The 18628-nt window shown below is 62.5% G+C and carries 16 protein-coding genes; 10 read left to right on the plus strand and 6 right to left on the minus strand.

Features of this window, described 5'->3' with window-relative positions; all coding sequences use genetic code 11:
- Positions 1-68: 68 nt before the first annotated feature.
- Positions 69-1373 (minus strand): amidohydrolase family protein, encoded by a 1305-nt coding sequence (locus ET524_RS08240; protein WP_129424867.1) that lies wholly within the window; start codon positions 1371-1373, stop codon positions 69-71.
- Positions 1374-1903: 530 nt separating this feature from the next.
- On the opposite strand from ET524_RS08240, the gene ET524_RS08245 reads away from it, so the two are divergent.
- Positions 1904-2173 (plus strand): BrnT family toxin, encoded by a 270-nt coding sequence (locus tag ET524_RS08245; RefSeq protein ID WP_129424869.1) that lies wholly within the window; start codon positions 1904-1906, stop codon positions 2171-2173.
- Complete coding sequence (locus ET524_RS11765; protein ID WP_201738736.1) at positions 2157-2360, plus strand: hypothetical protein; 204 nt, start codon at positions 2157-2159, stop codon at positions 2358-2360. The genes ET524_RS08245 and ET524_RS11765 overlap by 17 nt, the downstream gene beginning before the upstream one ends.
- Positions 2361-2476: 116 nt before the next feature.
- Here ET524_RS11765 and fusA read toward each other — a convergent pair whose 3' ends face one another.
- Entirely contained in the window at positions 2477-4543 is a 2067-nt protein-coding gene (gene fusA / locus ET524_RS08255; protein ID WP_129424871.1) for an elongation factor G, read from the minus strand.
- A 600-nt stretch (positions 4544-5143) separates the two neighbouring features.
- Here fusA and ET524_RS08260 point away from each other — a divergent pair.
- Positions 5144-5506: a hypothetical protein gene (locus ET524_RS08260; RefSeq protein ID WP_129424873.1), complete on the plus strand. Its 363-nt coding sequence runs from the start codon at positions 5144-5146 to the stop codon at positions 5504-5506.
- A gap of 335 nt (positions 5507-5841) precedes the next feature.
- A complete protein-coding gene (gene bsh / locus ET524_RS08265) occupies positions 5842-6771 on the plus strand; it encodes a choloylglycine hydrolase (protein ID WP_129424875.1) in 930 nt (309 codons plus the stop codon).
- Positions 6772-6889: 118 nt separating this feature from the next.
- On the opposite strand, the gene ET524_RS08270 is transcribed toward bsh, so the two are convergent.
- Positions 6890-8740, minus strand: coding sequence for an OmpH family outer membrane protein (locus ET524_RS08270; RefSeq protein WP_129424877.1), 1851 nt, complete (start codon positions 8738-8740; stop codon positions 6890-6892).
- 198 nt (positions 8741-8938) lie between these two features.
- Here ET524_RS08270 and ET524_RS08275 point away from each other — a divergent pair, with 198 nt between their 5' ends.
- The 6 genes from ET524_RS08275 to ET524_RS08300 all read left to right on the plus strand — a co-directional run bounded on the left by ET524_RS08275 (position 8939) and on the right by ET524_RS08300 (position 14139).
- On the plus strand, positions 8939-9799 hold the full coding sequence (locus tag ET524_RS08275; RefSeq protein WP_129424879.1) for an Mrp/NBP35 family ATP-binding protein: 861 nt from the start codon (positions 8939-8941) through the stop codon (positions 9797-9799).
- Between the two features lie 324 nt (positions 9800-10123).
- Positions 10124-10510, plus strand: coding sequence for a glutamine amidotransferase-related protein (locus tag ET524_RS08280; RefSeq protein WP_129424881.1), 387 nt, complete (start codon positions 10124-10126; stop codon positions 10508-10510).
- A gap of 12 nt (positions 10511-10522) precedes the next feature.
- Positions 10523-11560, plus strand: a complete 1038-nt coding sequence (gene trpD / locus ET524_RS08285; RefSeq protein WP_129424883.1) for an anthranilate phosphoribosyltransferase — start codon at positions 10523-10525, stop codon at positions 11558-11560.
- Between the two features lie 301 nt (positions 11561-11861).
- A complete protein-coding gene (gene trpC / locus ET524_RS08290; RefSeq protein WP_201738737.1) occupies positions 11862-12746 on the plus strand; it encodes an indole-3-glycerol phosphate synthase TrpC in 885 nt (294 codons plus the stop codon).
- A 117-nt stretch (positions 12747-12863) separates the two neighbouring features.
- Positions 12864-13610: a phosphoribosylanthranilate isomerase gene (locus ET524_RS08295; RefSeq protein WP_129424887.1), complete on the plus strand. Its 747-nt coding sequence runs from the start codon at positions 12864-12866 to the stop codon at positions 13608-13610.
- A 7-nt stretch (positions 13611-13617) separates the two neighbouring features.
- On the plus strand, positions 13618-14139 hold the full coding sequence (locus tag ET524_RS08300; protein WP_129424889.1) for a flavodoxin: 522 nt from the start codon (positions 13618-13620) through the stop codon (positions 14137-14139).
- 578 nt (positions 14140-14717) lie between these two features.
- Here the strand turns inward: ET524_RS08300 and ET524_RS08305 are convergent.
- From ET524_RS08305 to ET524_RS08315, 3 genes are all read right to left on the minus strand, one after another.
- On the minus strand, positions 14718-15224 hold the full coding sequence (locus ET524_RS08305; protein ID WP_129424891.1) for a CBS domain-containing protein: 507 nt from the start codon (positions 15222-15224) through the stop codon (positions 14718-14720).
- Positions 15224-16900 carry a DHA2 family efflux MFS transporter permease subunit gene (locus ET524_RS08310; RefSeq protein WP_236648291.1) on the minus strand — a complete coding sequence of 559 codons (1677 nt, stop codon included), beginning with the start codon at positions 16898-16900 and terminating at the stop codon, positions 15224-15226. Before ET524_RS08310 ends, ET524_RS08305 begins: the two co-directional genes overlap by 1 nt.
- 711 nt (positions 16901-17611) lie before the next feature.
- Positions 17612-18625 carry an NAD(P)H-dependent glycerol-3-phosphate dehydrogenase gene (locus ET524_RS08315; protein WP_201738738.1) on the minus strand — a complete coding sequence of 338 codons (1014 nt, stop codon included), beginning with the start codon at positions 18623-18625 and terminating at the stop codon, positions 17612-17614.
- Between the last annotated feature and the right edge of the window lie 3 nt (positions 18626-18628).

Consider the following 18628-nt stretch of genomic DNA (forward strand, 5'->3'; position numbering starts at 1 on the left):
TGCGGTTTTGCACGATTATCGACTTTGACACTAGGAAATACCCGCGCGCTCCAGTGTGCGAAAAGCTGCTAGCGGGGAAGGAATTTGTCCAGCTCAGCGTCGAGTTCGGGCAAATGCTTCACCTGCAAGCTATCAGCGAACCTACCGCGCACCATGACGCGGCGCACGTTACGCAGCGCCTCCAAATCGTCAAGCGGGTTGGCGTCAAGCACGATCAGATCGGCCGATTTCCCCACCTCGACGGAACCGGTCTCGTTGCCCAAGCCAATGATGCGCGCGTTGCCCAGCGTGGCCGTGTGCAACGCAAGCTGACGGCTAGCGCCAACGATGCGCTCGAAATACACCAGCTCGCGCCACATGTCGTACTGCGTGACATAAGGGCACGCGGAGTCCGTTCCCAGGCCAACGGGGATGCCGGCTGCCAGCGCCTTCTTCGCGGCATCCACGATGCCCTCGTAAACGATGCGCCCGTTCGTCACCTGCACGTCGGTTGAATGCGTCATCTCGGGCGGCAGCTTGATAAACGGCAGCGCGGGCGAGATAGTGCACGTCAGCGCGCTGGCGCGCCCGACGCCGTTTTCGCGGAACGCCGCAAGCAGCTCGTCGTCGAGCACGCCGCCGTGCTCGATAGTGTCGACACCTGCCTGCAGGCCCACGCGCACGCCTTCACTGCTTTCGATGTGCGCTGCGGTATGCATGCCCAGCTTATGCGCCTCGTCGACAGCCGCCGCGGCAATCTCGGGCGACATGCGCAGCACGCCCGGCTCCCCTTCTTTTTCGGCATCGAAAACGCCGCCCGTGATGAACAGCTTCACCAGATCGCACTTATGAGCAAAGCATTCGCGCACGATTTCACGAGCTTCATCAGGCGTTTTCGCAATATGAGCGAACAGACCGGCACCGTGGCCGCCCGGCACCGTCACGCCAACGCCCGACGTGACCAGGCGAGGCCCCACATATTTGCCCGCATTGATGGCATCGCGCACCCACACGTCGGCAAAACCCGGATCGCCCACGCTGCGCACCGTGGTAACGCCGCTGGCAAGCTGCTGTTGGGCGTGCTTGCGCAGCGTGCGGTGCAGATACCAGCGCCCGATGGGGTTGCCGACCACCTTGTCGATAAGGTCGCCCGCCGCGCCCGCACTGGTGGGCTTGCCGCTACCGCACAGGTGAACATGCAGGTTGACCAGGCCCGGCATAAGGTACGCGCCTTTAAGGTCAACCTCTTGCGCGCCTGCCGGCCCAACCGTCGAGCCGGCAGGGCCCACCGCGCTGATACGACCCGCCTCGTCAACGGCAACGATCATATTCGGTTGCGGCTGCATATCGCGCGTGCCGTCAAGCAGCGTAGCGTGCGTGAAAACGTAGGACATGGCTTCCCCTTTTCGCCAAGCCGCCGCATGCGCGCTGCACACGACGGCGAATGTACTGTGCAGCGAGCGTATCAATAACCCGCGCGAACGTCCAGCGTTACACCCCATTTGAGGAAAAACACGCTCGACGAGCATGCGCGGCAAAACGCGAAATCGCACTGCAAAACGGCCGAGTCACCAGGAGAAACGATAGCCAAACATCAGCACAGCATGCGAAACGCCACTTCTAGCGCGTATCCGAAAATGCCGCAAGCAACCAATAATGCTGCACGGCCGCAACCATCCACGAAGCAATCCTGCAAGGTTTCGCGTGCTTTTCGCGCATATATCGGCAAAAGGTGCGCAAGGTTTGCCTGCCATACTTGAGAACGTGGCGACAACGCAAAGCAGCACGCGGGCCGTGGAACGGGAGACGCCCCGGCCGCTTTTGCTCATCTCCCCCGTGCGCCGCACAGATAACGAAACGGGCGGGCTCCTTCGCAAACTCGAAGCTCGCCCGCCACGTTCCCCGGCGACATAAAAGAGAGCCTATGACGGACTTTGAATACGACCCCCGCAAAAGCGAGTCAAACAAAATGAAGCACGGAGTGGATTTCGAAAAGGCAAAAGCACTTTGGAACGACCCGAAAGCAATACTGGTACCTGCTCGCAGCGATGATGAAATACGCTATCTAGTCATCGGGAAAATGCAAGGAAAACATTGGACGGCCGTAGCTACCAACAGAGGCGCAAACGTGCGTATAATATCAGTAAGAAGATCAAGGCAAGAAGAGGAGGCCCTGTATGACGAAAACAATTAGCGCCTCGGAACTCGATAGGCTTTTTGACGAGGGGAAAGAAAACATCTTACCGTATTTCGATCTCTCAGCCATCGCAAGAATCAATGACCCAGCATCACACATCGCGAATTGCCGCTTAAACGCAAGCAAAGATGACACAACGCACAAGGCCGATTGCGCCGCGTTTTCCAACCCGTTAATCGCGTAGAGCGCCCGGCGAACATCATCTCGTAAGCATATATACGTCCAGCAGAAAGCGGGCCCGATTCGATTGAAATCGGGCCCGCTTTATCATTAACCATCAGCACGAACTACCGCGAAACGCTAACCGCGAGCTGCCTGGTATTCTGCGACGAGCTTCTTCGTGACATCGGCAGGCGCGGGGTCGTAGCCTTCCAGCTGGATGAAGTACGAGCCCGAGCCGCGCGTCATGGCGCGCAAATCCTTCGTGTAGCTGACCACCTCGGCATACGGCACGCGCACCATGATGACCGTCTCGCCTTCATCGGTGGAATCGGTGCCCACGATACGGCCGCGACGCGTAGAGATGTCGCCCATAACGGTGCCGGCGTATTCCTCGGTTACCACGATGTCCATGTTCGCCATGGGCTCAAGCAGAATGGGCTCGGCCTTCTCGCATGCCGCACGGAAGCCGATGCGCGCAGCCGTTTTGAACGCCATCTCGTTCGAATCGACCGAATGATACGAGCCGTCGAACACGGCGCACTTGATGTCCACCATGGGGTATCCCGCCAAGAACCCTTCGGCCATAGCCTCCTGCACGCCCTTGTCAACGGCGGGAATAAGGCCGCCGGGGATGGCGCCGCCTTTGATCTCGTCCACGAATTCGTAACCCGCGCCCGGGTTCGGGCTGATGCGCAGCCAGCAATCACCGAACTGCCCGGCGCCGCCCGTCTGCTTCTTGTGACGCCCCTGCGCTTCGGCGGTTTTGCGGATGGTCTCGCGGTACGGGATGCGCACCGGCACAAGCCGCGCCTCAACCTTGGCCTGTTCCTTCATGCGCGCCAGCAGCGTTTCCACCGCCGCCTCGCCCATGGCAGTGACGATAGTCTGGTGCGTTTCCTCGTTGCGGCTGATGCGCAGCGTGGGGTCGTTCTCGGCGGCGCGCGCCAAAAACGCGCCCACCTTGTCCTCTTCCTTCTTGTTCGCAGCCTCGATGGCAACGGGATACTGCGGCACGGGAAGCGGCAGCGGGTCGATGGCGGTGCTGCCAAGCAGCGACAGCGTGTCGGACGCGCGCGTGTCGGCAAGCTTCGGCACCACGATGATATCGCCGGCCTTCGCCGATTTCACGTCCGTGGCCTCTTTGCCCATCATGACGTACAGGTGCCCCAGGCGCTCTTTCTTGCCCGTGCGCGAGTTGATAAGCTCCATGCCCGGCGTAAGCGTACCGCTGAAGATTTTCAGGTAGCTCAAGCGTCCCACAAACGGGTCGGCAACGGTTTTGAACACGAAAGCGGCCGGCTCGCCGTTTGCGTCCACGAACGTCTCGTTGCCGTCTGCCAGGCGGAACGCCCCGTGATGGCGCGGGTGCGGGAAATACGTGCAGATGTCCTTCATCACGCAGCGAATGCCCTGTTCGATGATAGTGGAGCCGACGTACACCGGAATGAACAGCTCCTGCGCGATGGCCTGGTCAAGCAGCCGCTCAAGCTCTTCCTGCGTCAGCTGCTCTGAGCCGTCCAAGTACTTCATCATCAGCTCGTCGTCGGCCTCGGCCACCAGGTCGCACAGCTTGTCGCGGGCGATCTGCGCTTCTTCCTCGTACTCGGGCGGAATGTCCTCGATGCGGTCGTCGGTGGTGCCGTCCTGGTCGAAATAGCGCGCCTTCATGCGCAGCACGTCGATAACGCCCTTGAAGTTCTCCGCCACGCCGATGGGAATGGTGACCGGCCCCAAGCGGCTGCCGAAACGCGCGTGCAGCTGCGCCATGATGGTGTCGAAGTTGGCGTGCTCGCGGTCGATGTGGTTGATGAACACGGCGCGCGACAGGCGCATGCCCTCAGCCTCGCGCCACAGTTTCGTGGTCATGACTTGTGGACCTGCCACGGCGTCAACCACGAACAGCGCCATTTCGGCAGCCTGCATGGTAGCAAGCGTGTCGCCGATGAAATCGGGGTGGCCCGACGTGTCAAGCAGGTTGATTTTGTAGTCGTGGTACGGGATAGGCGCAATGGACGTGCCGATAGTGAACTTGCGGCGAATCTCCTCTTCATCGTAATCCAGATACGATTTGCCGTCGTGCGTGGTACCCATGCGCGGCGTGCGGCCCGAAACGTGCAGCATGGCTTCGGCCAGCGACGTTTTACCGGCGCCATCTTGGCCCACCAGCACGATATTGCGAACATGTTCGGTAGCAGGAGCTGCCATAAGATCACCTTCCCCTAATAAGGCGACCGCGCCAAATCCCCAAAAGGCGCGAGCGCAAACGAACCGCAGTGTTGCAGCGCGCCGATTGCTTCAGAAGAGCCCCGAAGCTAGACCAAGCGGAAGCACCGCCCCATCGACGCGAGAATGCGTTGGCTACAGTGTAGCGCAATTTGGTCGCCGAACAGGGAAAACGTTACTGTATGGACACGCCCCGGGGCGTGTCGCCGAGCCCGCATCAAGAAGACGGGGAATGCCACAGCGGGCAGGTGGCTGTTCAAAGCGTGTTGCACTTTCGCATACACCGCACATGAGCAGGTAAAGAAGAGTTGCGCGCTCGCGATATCACGCGCGAAGCACGCGGTGCAGGCGCCAATGCATCAGCGTCTGCCAGGCCGCCGGCAGCCGCAAAGCCCATCAAGACGATATGGGCAACGCGTTACGCGTTGGTGACGGTTCGCCACGCAGCTGACAGGCCGGGCACGCGGCGCGGTATGGTACCGAAAGCGGAACGAGGCTGCTATGCCCGTCCCGCACAACAAACTCTCGCGCGGGGTACAGCCCCGCGTCACCGCGAAGCACGGCAACGGAAGAAGGCAGCACATGGCGTTTCCCCGGCACCCCATCATCGACGTCACCCCCATCGACGCGGCGCGCGGAGCAGCGCAAACCGCAGGGGCGACCGCGCACACCGCCGCGGAAGCCTTCACGCCGCCAACATTCGGCAAGCAGAAGCAGGCCGTTGATAACGAGCCGTTGCACACCACGTTCGTCGACGGCTTCGGCAACCCCGTTAGCGAAAAAGGCGGCGGTCGTATAAGCGGCGCGGTGCAAACCGTTGCGGGTGTGGCGGTCATGGCCGTTGGCGTGCCCATGCTTATTCTGCCCGGGCCCGGCGTGCTGGCCATCGGGGCCGGCGCCGCTATCGCAGCCGGCGGTGTAAAGAAAATGCGCAACGGGAAATAAGCCCGTCGCTCGTATCGTCAAGCTCCTCAAAGCGCTGTTTGCATCTACACAACAAGAATAGGGTTGTCGGTGACCGATTTATACCGACAACCCTATTCCTTGCTCTGCGACAATGGCGCTCCCATGCAGCCAAACACGTTACTTCCCGTAAACCACAGCGCAACGACACCGTAACGATTTCGAGCAACACGCACGCTGCGCATTCTCGGTGCCGTACCATGCAATCCAACAAGCAAGAGCGAACGCGCTGGGGCCAAAAGCAAGCGCGGCGCCTAAGAGCGCAAGCACAACAATTTCAACCCTCCCCTTCGCCTTCAAGCAGAAAGGAAGCACCCATGTGCACAGCCATTCGATTCACCGACCCTGACGGCAACCTGTATTTCGGCCGCAACCTTGACTGGGCGTACGGCTACGGCGAAACCATCACGTTCACGCCGCGCAACCACCCCGCCAACACCGGACACCGCGCTATTATGGGTATGGCCATTACCTCCGACGACTTCCCGTTGTACTTCGACTGCGCCAACGAGGACGGCCTGGCCATCGCCGGTCTAAACTTCCCCGGCTACGCGCATTTCCCCGAAACGGCGCGCCCGGGCACCACCGCCGTGGCGCCGTACGAGTTCCCGCTGTGGGTGTGCTCGAACTTCGCAAGCGTTGACGATGTGGAGCGCGCGCTGGCCGACGTTACGCTGGTGAACAAGGGGTTCGGCAGCTTCCCCGTTTCTCTGCTGCACTGGATTATCGCCGACGCCACGGGCTGCATTGTGGTGGAGTCTACCGCCGAGGACCTGCAGGTCATGCGCGACCCGGCCGATGTGCTGGCAAACCAGCCCGGGTTGGCGTGGCATCTGGAGAACCTGCGCAGCTATCTGAACGTCACGCCCGAAGCACCCGCTTCCGCGAACTGGGGGAACGCCAAGCTCACACCGTACGGCGCCGGTGCGGGCATGCGCGGGCTGCCCGGCGACGTGTACTCGCCGTCGCGTTTCGTGCGTGCTGCGTACCTCAATGCTCACCATGCGCCGAAAACCGGCGAGCAGGCCAACGTGGCACGCGTGTTCCGCACGCTTGGCGGCGTGGCCATGGTGGAAGGATGCGCCGAGATGAACGACGGCGCCAACGAGCTGACCATTTTCACCAGCGCCTTCTCGGCGCGCGAGGGCCGCTACTATTACAACACCTACGAGCAGCCCGCCTACGTCAGCGCGGCGTTCACCGACTTCGACCTCGATGGCACCCACGTGCAGCAGGTGGCAAAGTAGGCGGAATTTCCGAAAGCGGCCTTTTTATAGGCTTGAAAGGTTCCAAACGAAACGCAAAGCACTTGCCGGGTTGCGGTGCCCCACCAGCTTCAGCCAGTGGGGCACTCAAATGTTGGCGCTATTTCCCGCTGTAGGCGTATGTGGGCAGGTGCTTGCCGCAGTGGCCGATGACCAGCAGCTTCTTGTCGTGGTCGGGATAGAAGTGCACGCGCAGGGGTGATTGGCCCTCGATCGAGCGGCCTTTGACGTGGGCGGACATGTCCACCACGCGCCCGTCGTAATCAAGCTTGCGCAGGCGCATGAGGGCGGGGTCCTTCGCGGTCATGGGACCTTCCGACAGCGCCAAGCGCAGCGTCGAACGCTCCTCGAAACGCGCCGGGATGTCCACCGATTCGTCGCCGAACACCAGCGGGTACAGCACAACAGCCATGTCGCGCAGGGCCGCCCATGTTTCGCGCATGTCGCCCATTGCGAACTCGCGCGCCGCTTTCTCGGCATTCGGGTGCACGTACAGCCGATCGGGAAACGCGCGTTTGGCCAGCAGCAAGGCGCCCAGCGGCGTTTGCGGAAACTCCAGCGTGTTGAACAGATCGGCGCGCGCCTGCACGGCGGCGGCCTGCTCTTGCGCGCGGCGGGCCGTTTCCTCGGCAAGCCGCAGGTTGTGCTGCAGCGTGGCCGTTTTCGACACCATGGTGCCGATCATGTTCTGCTCTTTTGCCAGCTGCGCACCCTGCGCGTTGTAGGCCGCCGTCAGGTCTTTTTGCTCCTGAACCATGGCTTCCATGCGCGTTTTCATAGCGCGACAGCGCGCTTCGGCCTGGATGGCGGCTTCTTTGATGGCATCGATGTTCTTGATGTCGCGTTCGCGCTGCTCGGCCTCTTGACGCGAGCGCTCAGCCTCGCGTTCGGCCTGCTTGCGTTCGCGTTCGGCCTGCTCAGCCGCGCGGCGAGCCTCGGCCTCGCGGGCGGCTTGCTCCTCGGCGGCGCGCTGGCGCTCTTCGGCGGCCTTGCGGGCGCGCTCCTGCTCGTCGCGGCGCTCAAGCTCGCCTTCCTCGAACGCCACGAACGTGGTGCGCCGTGCGCCTTCGATTTCCCGAACGTCCAGGCCGTCGGTCAAAAACAACGCCAGCAGCTTGTCGAGCACCGGCGCCGTTTCCAGCCATGCGCGCTCGTTGATCCAGCCATACGCGCCGGGCTCGGGCGGGTCGTTTAGCGGCGTGGCCGCCAGCACCTCGCGCCGCTTGCGCTGCCCCGCTTCAATGGAACCCACCGCGTAATACAGCGGCACGCTGACCATGTCGAAGCGGTCGCCTTTTTCCATAAGGATGTTGTACAGCACCACCAGGTATTTCGACATGGTGGTCAGATGCAGCACGGCGCCGACAACGGGAAGCTCTTCGGAAGGCGAAGGGATGTCGGCTTGCCGCAGGTCAACGCACACGCAATGCCCCGTGATCACGCCGATGACCGTATCGAGCGAAAGCGACGTGGGCAGCTCGGCGCCGCGCGCGAAACGCGCGGCGTCGGCCGTGATGCGCACCGTCACGGGCTTTTCAGCCCACAGAGCCAGCGCCGACGGGCCGCCCAGATAGCGCGACGGCTTGATGCGGCGCGCCTTGCCCTTCACGAACGAGTCGCGAATCTCGCGGTCGCCTTCGATGGACGTGCCCGCAGGAAACAGCGTCTGCACGGCCACGCTGAACTTGATTCCTGCATCGATTGCACCCGTGAGCAGGCCCGTTGTCTCGGCAAGCGTGGGGCGCGCCTCGTATTCCATAGGGTGCGAAAGCCGGTAGCGCGCAACCGTGTCCGCCCAATCGACGTCGCGCTGGCCGGTGGTCTTCCACTCGTAGCACTCCATCAAGTGCGCGCAGAAGTCCTCGTCGGGCTCATCGTACGTGAACACGCGCTCCTCGTCCGCGCAGGCGGCGGCGTCGGAGGTCGTTTCAAGATCAGCGTTCACGGGCACATCGATTCTCTTCTGGTTGCTATAACCTATGTATAGTAGCATGCACCCGCACGCACGGCGGCACCAGTCGGCCGCTGCATGCAAATGCCACGCAAGCGGTGCTATTTTCCTCGCGCGAGCACGCGTTGTGCTATCATGCCGCAAAGGACGAGTGACGCGCCCGGCATTCCGCGGCGCTATATGAGAAAGAAGGAACCAATGGCAGAAGAATGCTCGCACGAGTGCGGCAGCTGCGGCGTTTCCGGGTGCGGCGAGCGCACTTCCGGCGGCCCGACGAAGCTTGAAACGAACAAGCGTAGCAACGTCAAGCACGTCATCGGCGTGGTATCCGGCAAGGGCGGCGTGGGCAAATCCCTGGTCACCAGCCTGCTTGCCAGCGAAATGAACAAGCGCGGCAACAAGGTCGGCATCCTGGACGCCGACATCACCGGCCCGTCCATCCCGAAGACGTTCGGCGTCACCAACCCGCTGACGGCCGACGCCGACGGCATCCTGCCCGGTCAGACGCAAACGGGCATCAAGATCATGTCCACGAACCTCATGCTTCCGAAGGGCGACCTGCCGGTGGCATGGCGCGGCCCGGTGGTGTCTAACGCCATCCGCCAGTTCTGGAGCGAAACGAACTGGGGCGACATCGACTACCTGTTCGTCGACATGCCTCCGGGAACCTCCGACGTGCTGCTGACCGTGTTCCAGTCGCTGCCCGTCGACGGCATCGTCACCGTGTCGGCTCCGCAGGAGCTGGTGGCCATGATCGTGGGCAAGGCCGTGAACCTAGCGCACGACATGGACGTTGAGGTGCTGGGCCTTGTGGAGAACATGGCGTACTTCAAGTGCGACGAATGCGGCAAGGCGCACCACATCTTCGGCGAGCCGCAGGGCAAGGAAGTGGCCGAGCGCTACAACATCCCCGCATACACCACGCTGCCCATCGACCCGAACTTCGCGCGCCTGTGCGACGAGGGCAAGGTCGAGGATTACGACGTGGAAGGCAAGCTCGACATCATCATCGACAAGATCGTCGAAGCCGCCAACAAGTCCGAAGAAGCTGCTGAATAGCTTCTGAGCTGGGCGTAACAAAATAGCCCGCACCTCACGAAGGTGCGGGCTATTTTGTTGTCGAATGTAAAACGGTGACGCGCCTGGAGCGTCATCGTTTTGCGCGGCGATACGCTCGCCCGTGCCACCCGGAAGGCGCCAAACGAATAGCCGCGTACCGCCGGATGAAGCAGGGCACGAACCGCACCGATCGGCGAGCGAGCTTGGCAAGAAGCCAAGAAGCAGCAGGTCGGAAGCGGAAACATACCGCTAGCGCATGCCTATCGCCGCAGCGCAGAGTCGGCCCTTCCCCATCCGGCCCGAACACCGAAGGAGGTGCTGCACATGTTCCCCACGCTCGATAAGGTGCGCGCGTATGCAGCCGAGGGCCGCTACCGCCGCGTGCCGGTGTGCATGGAGCTGCTTGCCGACCGCTTCACGCCAACCGAGGCGCTGCGGTGCCTGCGCTCGGTTTCGAACCACGTGGTCCTGCTGGAAAACGCGGAAGCCGACGGCACGCAGGGGCGCTACTCGTTTTTGGGATTCAACCCCACGCTGGAACTTTCGTGCACGAACGGGCTGTTGCGCATTCGCGAAGGCGGCACTGACGACGGCGAGGTTATGGCCGTCGAAGACGCCGCCGCGCGCACGTTCGGCGTGCAATTTCATCCCGAAAGCGTCATGACGCCCGATGGAGCCGCCATCATCGCGAACTTCCTAGCGCTGGTCTAGAAAGGAACCCTCATGATCACCGAAGCCATCCATAAACTGGTCGACAAGCAAGACCTTGCATATCAGGAAGCCTACGACACCATCTGCGAGATTATGTCGGGCGCCACCACGCCCGTGCAGACCGCCGCGTTTTTGGCCGCGCTGTCCACGAAGCCAACGAAAGCCGAGACCATCGACGAAATTGCCGGCTGCGCCACCGCCATGCGCACGTTCGCCACGCCGGTGGATTACCCCGAGCCCACGCTCGAAATCGTAGGCACCGGCGGTGACAAGGCGCACAGCTTCAACATCTCCACCACCGCCTCGCTGATTATCGCGGCCGGCGGCGTGAAGGTGGCCAAGCACGGAAACCGCGCTGCATCGTCAAGCTCGGGCGCCGCGGATTGCCTGGAGGCGCTGGGCGTCAACATAGAGCAGAGCCCCGAGCTGTGCTGCAAACTGCTTGATGACGTGGGGATTTGCTTCCTGTTCGCGCAAAAGTACCACGCGGCCATGAAGTACGTCGGCCCTATCCGCAAGGAACTGGGCACCCGCACCGTGTTCAACATCTTGGGGCCGCTCACCAACCCGGCCAGCCCCAAGAACATGATCCTGGGCGTGTACGACGGCGCGCTGGTGGAGCCGCTGGCGCGCGTGCTGGTAAGCCTGGGCGTGCAGCGCGGCATGGTGGTGTACGGCGAATGCGTGCTCGACGAGCTTTCGTGCGCCGGCCCCACGAAGGTGTGCGAGTTCGGCGGCGGCGACTTCCACGCGCCGGCGTTTCGCACCTACGAGCTGACGCCCGAGCAGTTCGGCATGGCCCGCTGCACGCGCGACGATCTGCGCGGCGGCTCGCCCGAAGAAAACGCGCAGATCACGCGCGATATCCTGTCGGGAGCCGAGCGCGGATGCCGCCGCGACACCGTCGTACTCAACGCCGCAGCCGGCCTGTACATCGCCGACGCGGTGCCATCGCTACGCGACGGCGTGGCCCGGGCCAGCGAGCTCATCGACACCGGCGCCGCAACCGTGAAGCTCAACGCCTACATCCAAGCCAGCAACGCGCAATAGCGCCGCCGAAAACCAAAAAAGTGCTCATGTATGTGATTTAATCGACTACCTTACGATATCCACGAATACAGCAAAGCTTTGACCAGGGAAAACGCAACTATTATTTCGAGCTTGCCCTGGCAAAGCCAAGCAAATCACATACATCGGCAATTTTCACGCAGGGTTGGCTGAAATCGCCGACAAATGGCAATGCGCCGCCCACGAAAGGAGCGCAAGTCCCGAACTCGCTCGAGTTTGGGACAGATAGCTTGCAGCAACGTCGTTCAACGTTGCTGCAATGAGCCAAGCAGAAAGGACGACGTTGAACATTCTTAATCAGATAGCTGAGCGCACGCGGGAGCGCGTTGCCGAGCAGAAGCGCGTGCGGTCGCTTGCGAGCATGCAGCAGGCAGCCGATGAAGCGTTGACGCGCGATTGCGAGCGATGCGCTGCCGAAAAGCCCGGCCCCGACGGGCTGCCGCTGTCCGGCGAGGCGTTCGCGACGGCCCACGCCGCGGCGCCGTGCAGCTTCCCGTTCGAAGGCGCAATCGAGCGCCCCGGCGTGCAGTTCATCGCCGAGGTGAAGCGGGCAAGCCCCTCGAAAGGCCTCATCGCGGCGGATTTCCCATACCTGCAGATAGCACGTGATTACGAAACCGCAGGTGCGGCGGCCATTTCATGCCCGACCGAGCCGTACTGGTTCCAAGGCCGCAACGAGTACCTGACCGAAATCGCCGAGGCGGTAAGCATCCCGGTTCTGCGCAAAGACTTCGTGGTGGACGAGTACATGGTCTACGAGGCGAAGGCGCTTGGCGCGCAGGCGGTGCTGCTGATATGCGCCATCCTTGACGATGCGCAGCTTACCGCCTACCGCCAGCTGTGCGACCAACTTCGCCTGTCTACCCTGGTGGAAGCTCATACCGCCAAGGAGATTGAGCGCGCCGTCGCCTGCGGGGCACGCGTGATCGGCGTGAACAACCGCGACTTGAAAACGTTCGATGTGGACATGAACGCCGCCCGCGCGCTGCGCGACTTGGTGCCGCCGCACACGCTGTTCGTGTCCGAAAGCGGCATCGCAACGCCGGCCGACGTCGAGGCGGCGCGCACCATGCGCGCTGACGCCGTGCTGGTGGGCGAAGCGCTTATGCGCGCCGACGACAAGCGCGCCAAGCTCGCCGAGCTGCGAGGAGACGGGCAGCCAAGGTAGCCAGCCGAAGCGTTCGCCAAACATAGCCGCCCGGCGGGTGGCCCAAGGGAAGGTCCTCGCGCAGGCCTAAGCCCTAACGGGAAACAACAGCGAAACGAAGGAAAGGACGAACACGCCATGGAGCACCTGATGGTAAAACTTTGCGGCTTGCGAACCGAAGCCGATGTTGCAGCCGTCAATGCAGCGCTGCCCGACTTCGCCGGGTTCGTCATCGAGGTGCCGGGCAAGCGCCGCAGCGTGGCGCTTGAGGCAGCTATCGCGCTTGCGAAGCGGCTCGATAAGCGCATCCGCCCTGTCGGCGTGTTCGTGAACGCGCCGGTTGAAACCGTCAATCGGTTCCTTGCGGAGGCCCCAAACGCCGCAGCTCAACTGCATGGCGAAGAAGACGCCGCGTACATCGCAAGCCTTCGCCAAGCAGCAGGCCTCACCATCCCGCAATCGCCAACCATCGGGCAGAACGCAGACGGCGAAGCACCATCGGCTACCGAAACGAACGACGCGCACAAGACTTCGCGCCCGAGCGCGCGAAATGCCCGTATCATCCAGGCATTTCGCATCCGCAACGGCACCGACACGCTGAAAGCCGCCGCAAGTGCCGCCGACTTGGTGCTGCTCGACAGCGGCGCGGGAACGGGGCAAACCTTCGACTGGCGATTGCTCACCGGGTTTCCTCGCCCATTTCTACTGGCAGGCGGCTTAGGCCCCGAAAACCTTGCGCAAGCCATCGAACAAGCAGGCGCAGCTGCAGGCAAGCGGTTCCTTGGCGTTGACATGAGCTCTAACTTGGAAACGAACGGCACGAAAGACCCCGCGAAAATGCTCGCCGCCGTACAAGCGGCTCGCGAAAGGCGCCGATGGCGCTGAGCGTTGAGTGAAAGCTCAACCCATCCAAAAGAGCGCGCAGCGCGACACCAACTTCAAGAGCACACCAACGACAGTGTTCTCGTGGTCGGGCCACACCCTTACCGCCGCGCAGCACCTCAACGACATCGTAGACGCCGACTTCTTCCGCATCGAACCGGCCGAGCCCTACACCACGAACTACAACGAGGTGGTCGACGTCGCTCAGGCCGAGCAGAACGCCAACGCCCGCCCCGCGCTGGCGCAAACCGTTGAGGATTGGGATAGCTACAGCACCATCTACCTGGGCTTTCCCGTGTGGTGGTACGATGCACCGCAAATCGTCAAGACGTTCATGGACGCCCACGAATGCACCGGTAAAAACGTCGCCGTGTTCAGCACTTCGGGCGGCAGCAGCACCGAAAGCTGCCTGGGCAGCCTGCGCGCCATCGCGCCGGGCGCCACGTTCACGCGCAGCGTCACGATTGACGGCGATGCCGCGTCCTCGCAGCTTACCCAGCTTGACACCTGGCAAGCGGGGCTGGGGCTGTAATGGCCAAACGCATCACCATCCCCGCCGAAGGGCGCGGGCGGCGACGGTATGGCTTGCGGCCGCTGGCGCAGGGGCGTTCGTTGACCTGAATATCGCCAGCTACCTGTTCTTGCAGGTCAAGTTCGTATTCGCTGACTTAACGATCCCATTCTGGCTGACCACGGCGAAATACACCTTGGTTGCAGCCCTGTTCGCTGTAGCGGGCAACGTCGTGGATACCGCCCTGCGAACAAAGCGCTAAACGAAGCAGCAACGCACTAACAAGTTCGCATGGTCGACAGCCGCCCTTTTGCTCCGACAGGCCATTTTCTGCGCCTTTTTCGAAATAGAGGGGCACCGCCTCAGGCCTGCATGGTTATCGGATCCAGATCTCGTCATCGTTTCACCTGATGACGGTTACCCATATGATACTTATTAGATCCACAAGACCTCGAATTCCGGCAATTCGAGGTCTTGTGCCGCGTCAATCGCCCCTCTTCTTCGAATTCTTTGCACAAAAACGCCAATCCGACGCAAAATGCAATCCTTCCGAGGCCGTTCCACATCAGCGTTTAACTTGCAGCCACAGAACAACCGCGTTACGCGAACATCTTCGCGAAGATGTGCTTCACGATGTCGGTGCGACGCACCACGCCCACGAGCGCGCCTTCGTCGTTGACCACCGGCAGCTTCTTGAACTTTTTCTTCGACAGCATGGCCGCCACGCGCGCGATAGACTGCTCGGGCTTCGCGCACACCACCTTGCGCACGGCGAAATCCATGACGCAACGCTCTTTGAGCTGGTCAACGCGCTCTTCGAAGCTCATGTCATCGAAGTACAGCATAGACGCGTCGCCGCCGGTGAACAGCGTGTGCGCGCGATGCTGGGCCACCGCGCCCATGATGTCGCCGTCGCTGATGAAGCCCACCACGAAGCCGTCCTCGTCCACCACGGGCAGGCTGCTGACGCCGCGCTCGGTCATGATGCGAACCACGTCAGCAATGGTGGCGCTGGCCAGGCACGTGAACGGATCGGCAATCATCACCGCCGACACCGGCGTGCCGGCGGTTTCAAGCGGAATGCTCTCGGGAACAATCTCGGACATTAGCGGTTCTCCTTTACGGAAGCGGAAGCGGATGCAGTTGCGGATGCGGAAGGCGAAGGGACAGACGGCGTGTCAGCTCCAACGGGCGAAGCAGCGTGCTCCAAGGCAGACGACGTGTCGGCATCGGCAGGCGAAGCAGCGTGCTCCAAGGCAGAAGCCGAAGCAACGCCATCGGAACCAGAAGGCGAAGTCGCCGCAGATGAAGCAGCCGAAGAGCCCTTTGCGGCGCTGTTCGCAGCAGCCGGCGAAGAGACAGCTTTGCGCTTCGCGGGGCGCACGGCAACGATGCAGTACACGAGAGACACCAGGCCGATGGCGGCGCACACCTTGTAGGCCACGCCCGCACCGGTGGCGGTTGCCGCCTGGAGCGTTGCGCCGGCCGCAGTGCCACCAGCGGTCACCGACGTCATAACCGTGACGATAAGCGCCGTGCACAAGCCGCCGGCAACCTGACGACCCGTGTTCGCGATGGCGTTGCCGTGCGCAATCATCTCGTTGCGCAGGGCGTTGACGCCCCATGTGTTCACGGGCATGTTCGCCAGCGCCTGACCCGCCGCCTGCAGCATGCAGAACAGAGCCACCACCAAAATGGGCGTAGCGGTAGACGACAGCGACAGGGCGAACAGCGCGCCCGTCATCAGGGCCAAGCCCACCACGGAGATGACGCGCGGGCCAAATTTGTCGAACACCACACCAGAAATGGGGCTGATGATGATGCCCACGGCCGCCGCGGGAAGCATGGCCATACCCGTCTCGAACGCCGAAGCGCCCAGCGCGGTCTGCAGCAGAAGCGGCAGCAACGTGTTCGTAACCAGGCACGCTGCGTTGATAAGCGTCACGATGATAGCCGCCACGCGGAACTCGCGGGTGCGCAGGCAACCCAGATCAAGCAGCGGTTGCTCAAGCTTGCCCTGACGGCGCGCAAACAGCACGAGGCACACCACGCCGGCAGCCACCGAGCCCAGCACCACAGGGCTGGTCCAGCCAAGCGATGAAGCGGTAGAGAAGCCGTACAGCAGACCGCCGAACGCCACGGTGGACAGCGCCACGGAAGCGAAGTCAAGCTTGGGGTTCTTCAGCTCGCCGACGTTCTTCAGCATGAATACTCCCATGACCAGCACAATCAACGAAAGCGGCACGATGGCGCCCACCATGGCGCGCCAACCGAATGCGTCGATGACCGCGCCGCCGGCAACGGGGCCCACGGCGGGGCCTGCGCTCATGACGATGCCGGCCATGCCCATGGCCGTGCCGCGCTTCTCCACGGGAAACACCAGCATGGGCACAACGGCAACCAGCGGCATCAGCACGCCGGATCCGGCCGCTTGCAGTACGCGGCCCACGATCAGCCACAAGAAGTCGGGCGCCACAGCGCACAGCAGCGTGCCCGCGGCAAACGCCACCAGCGCGCCAAAGAACAGCTTGCGCGTAGAGAACTTGTCGATCAAATAGGCGGAAACCGGCACCATGATGCCGCTGACCAGCGGATAGATGGACATGATCCACTGCGCGGTAGACGCATCGATGCCGAAGTCGGCCATGATGACCGGCAGCGCCGGCGACATGACGGTTTGGTTCAGCAGCGCCAAAAACGCGCCGAGCACCACCACGGCTACAATGCGCACCTGCACGCCGGTGATTTTCCCGCTAGCGGGGATTGAAGAAGTTGAAGACATAGGCACTCCCATCGTGAGACCTTAGCGCTGCGCAGCAGCAATGGCGCAGCAACCAAGGGCAATGCGCAAGCGCTTGAACAGGCAGCCATTTCGCGAACGATTCAAGTCGGCAAATCGAGCTAGCGCGAAACAACCGATCGATAACGGTTCGCCGTCGGCACACGCGCCGCCCATCGACAGACGGGTCTGGCGCAGCGCCAGCGCACAGCACATTGCAAAATATTCGATTAGTTACTGAAAATTTCAGAAAGAGACGACCCGGCGCTTACGAGCGCAGCCCATAAGCGGTCGTCGCGCGCGGCGGCCAATCGCGCCCGCGCCCGCAATCAGATACGGCACGTAGAAAGCGGCTGGTTCAGGCAAACCTGAGCGCACGCCGAAACGCCAGCCCACACCAGCGGGCGGCGCAAAGAAGCATATGTCATACTGAGATTGTTCATAGCGGAGAGGTACCTTACCCCAACGACGCCGCACCGGTGCGCACCCAACCGCCATCTTCACCGTTTCCGCATCGACTGGGACAAAGGGACAGTCCCCTTGTCCCAGTTTCCGTTGCTGAAGCGTTACGAGACGACAACAAGGCCGCGCAAGAGGCCAAAAATCCTGTCAAACGCCCTGTCCCCTTGTCAGAAGCTGACATGGGGACAGGGCGTTTGACATATGGTTAATGGGGAAATGGCGGGATACGACCACCGTTTCCCCAGGTCAAAACTACAGGCCGTAGAACTCCGTGGTCAGGGGGCGGGCGAACAGGTCGCGGGCGGCTACGTTGGGGTCGGCGCCTTCCCACACCACGCCGCGCACCACCTCGGTGATGGGCAACTCAACGCCGTAGGCCTCGGACAGTGTCTGCAGCGTTTTGCACGCCAGCGCGCCCTCCACCACCATGTGCGTGCGCTCGCGGTACTCGTCAAGCGTACCGCCGCGCGCCAGCTCAACGCCAAACGAGCGGTTGCGCGAGTGCTCAGACGTGCACGTGGCAATCAGGTCGCCCGCACCGGCCAGACCCATGCACGTGATGGCCTGCCCGCCGCACTTCACCACCAAACGGCTCATCTCAGCCAGGCCGCGCGTCATGAGCATGGCCGCCGTGTTGTCGCCATAGCCCAACCCGTACGCCACACCCACAGCGATGGCGATGACGTTCTTGAACGCCGCACACAGCTCCACGCCCGTCACGTCGTCGCTGGTGTACGCGCGGAACGTCGGCGAGGCGAACAGGTCGCGGAACAGCACCGCCGTCTCCTCGCCCGACGACGCGATAACGGTGCCGGCCGGCTTGCCCTTGATGACCTCCTCGGCGTGGTTCGGCCCGGACAGCACGGCCAGGCGGTCGCGGTTGCCCAGCTCGGACTCGAACACGCCCACGGGCAGGTAGCCGCTGTCGGCCTCGACGCCCTTCGAGCAGATGATGATGGGGAGATCGTCGTCCACCACGTCCCCGATGGCGCGCGCCACGCCGCGCAGCAGGTTCGACGGCGTCACGATGACGGCTGCCTTCGCGCGCAGCAGCGCGTCGCGATACGACGTGGTGGCCACGATGTTGCCGGACAGCACGGTGTCGGACAGGTAGCGCGGGTTGACGTGCTCGTGGTTGATGCCGTGCACCACCGAGTCCTTGCGCGCCCACAAGCCAACGTTTTGCCCGTTCAGCGCCAGCGTCTGCGCCAGCGCGGTTCCCCACGAGCCGGCGCCGATGACTGCAACCTTCATGTCGTCGTCCACTTC

This window comes from Senegalimassilia faecalis (genome assembly GCF_004135645.1).
Classification (GTDB): domain Bacteria; phylum Actinomycetota; class Coriobacteriia; order Coriobacteriales; family Eggerthellaceae; genus Senegalimassilia; species Senegalimassilia faecalis.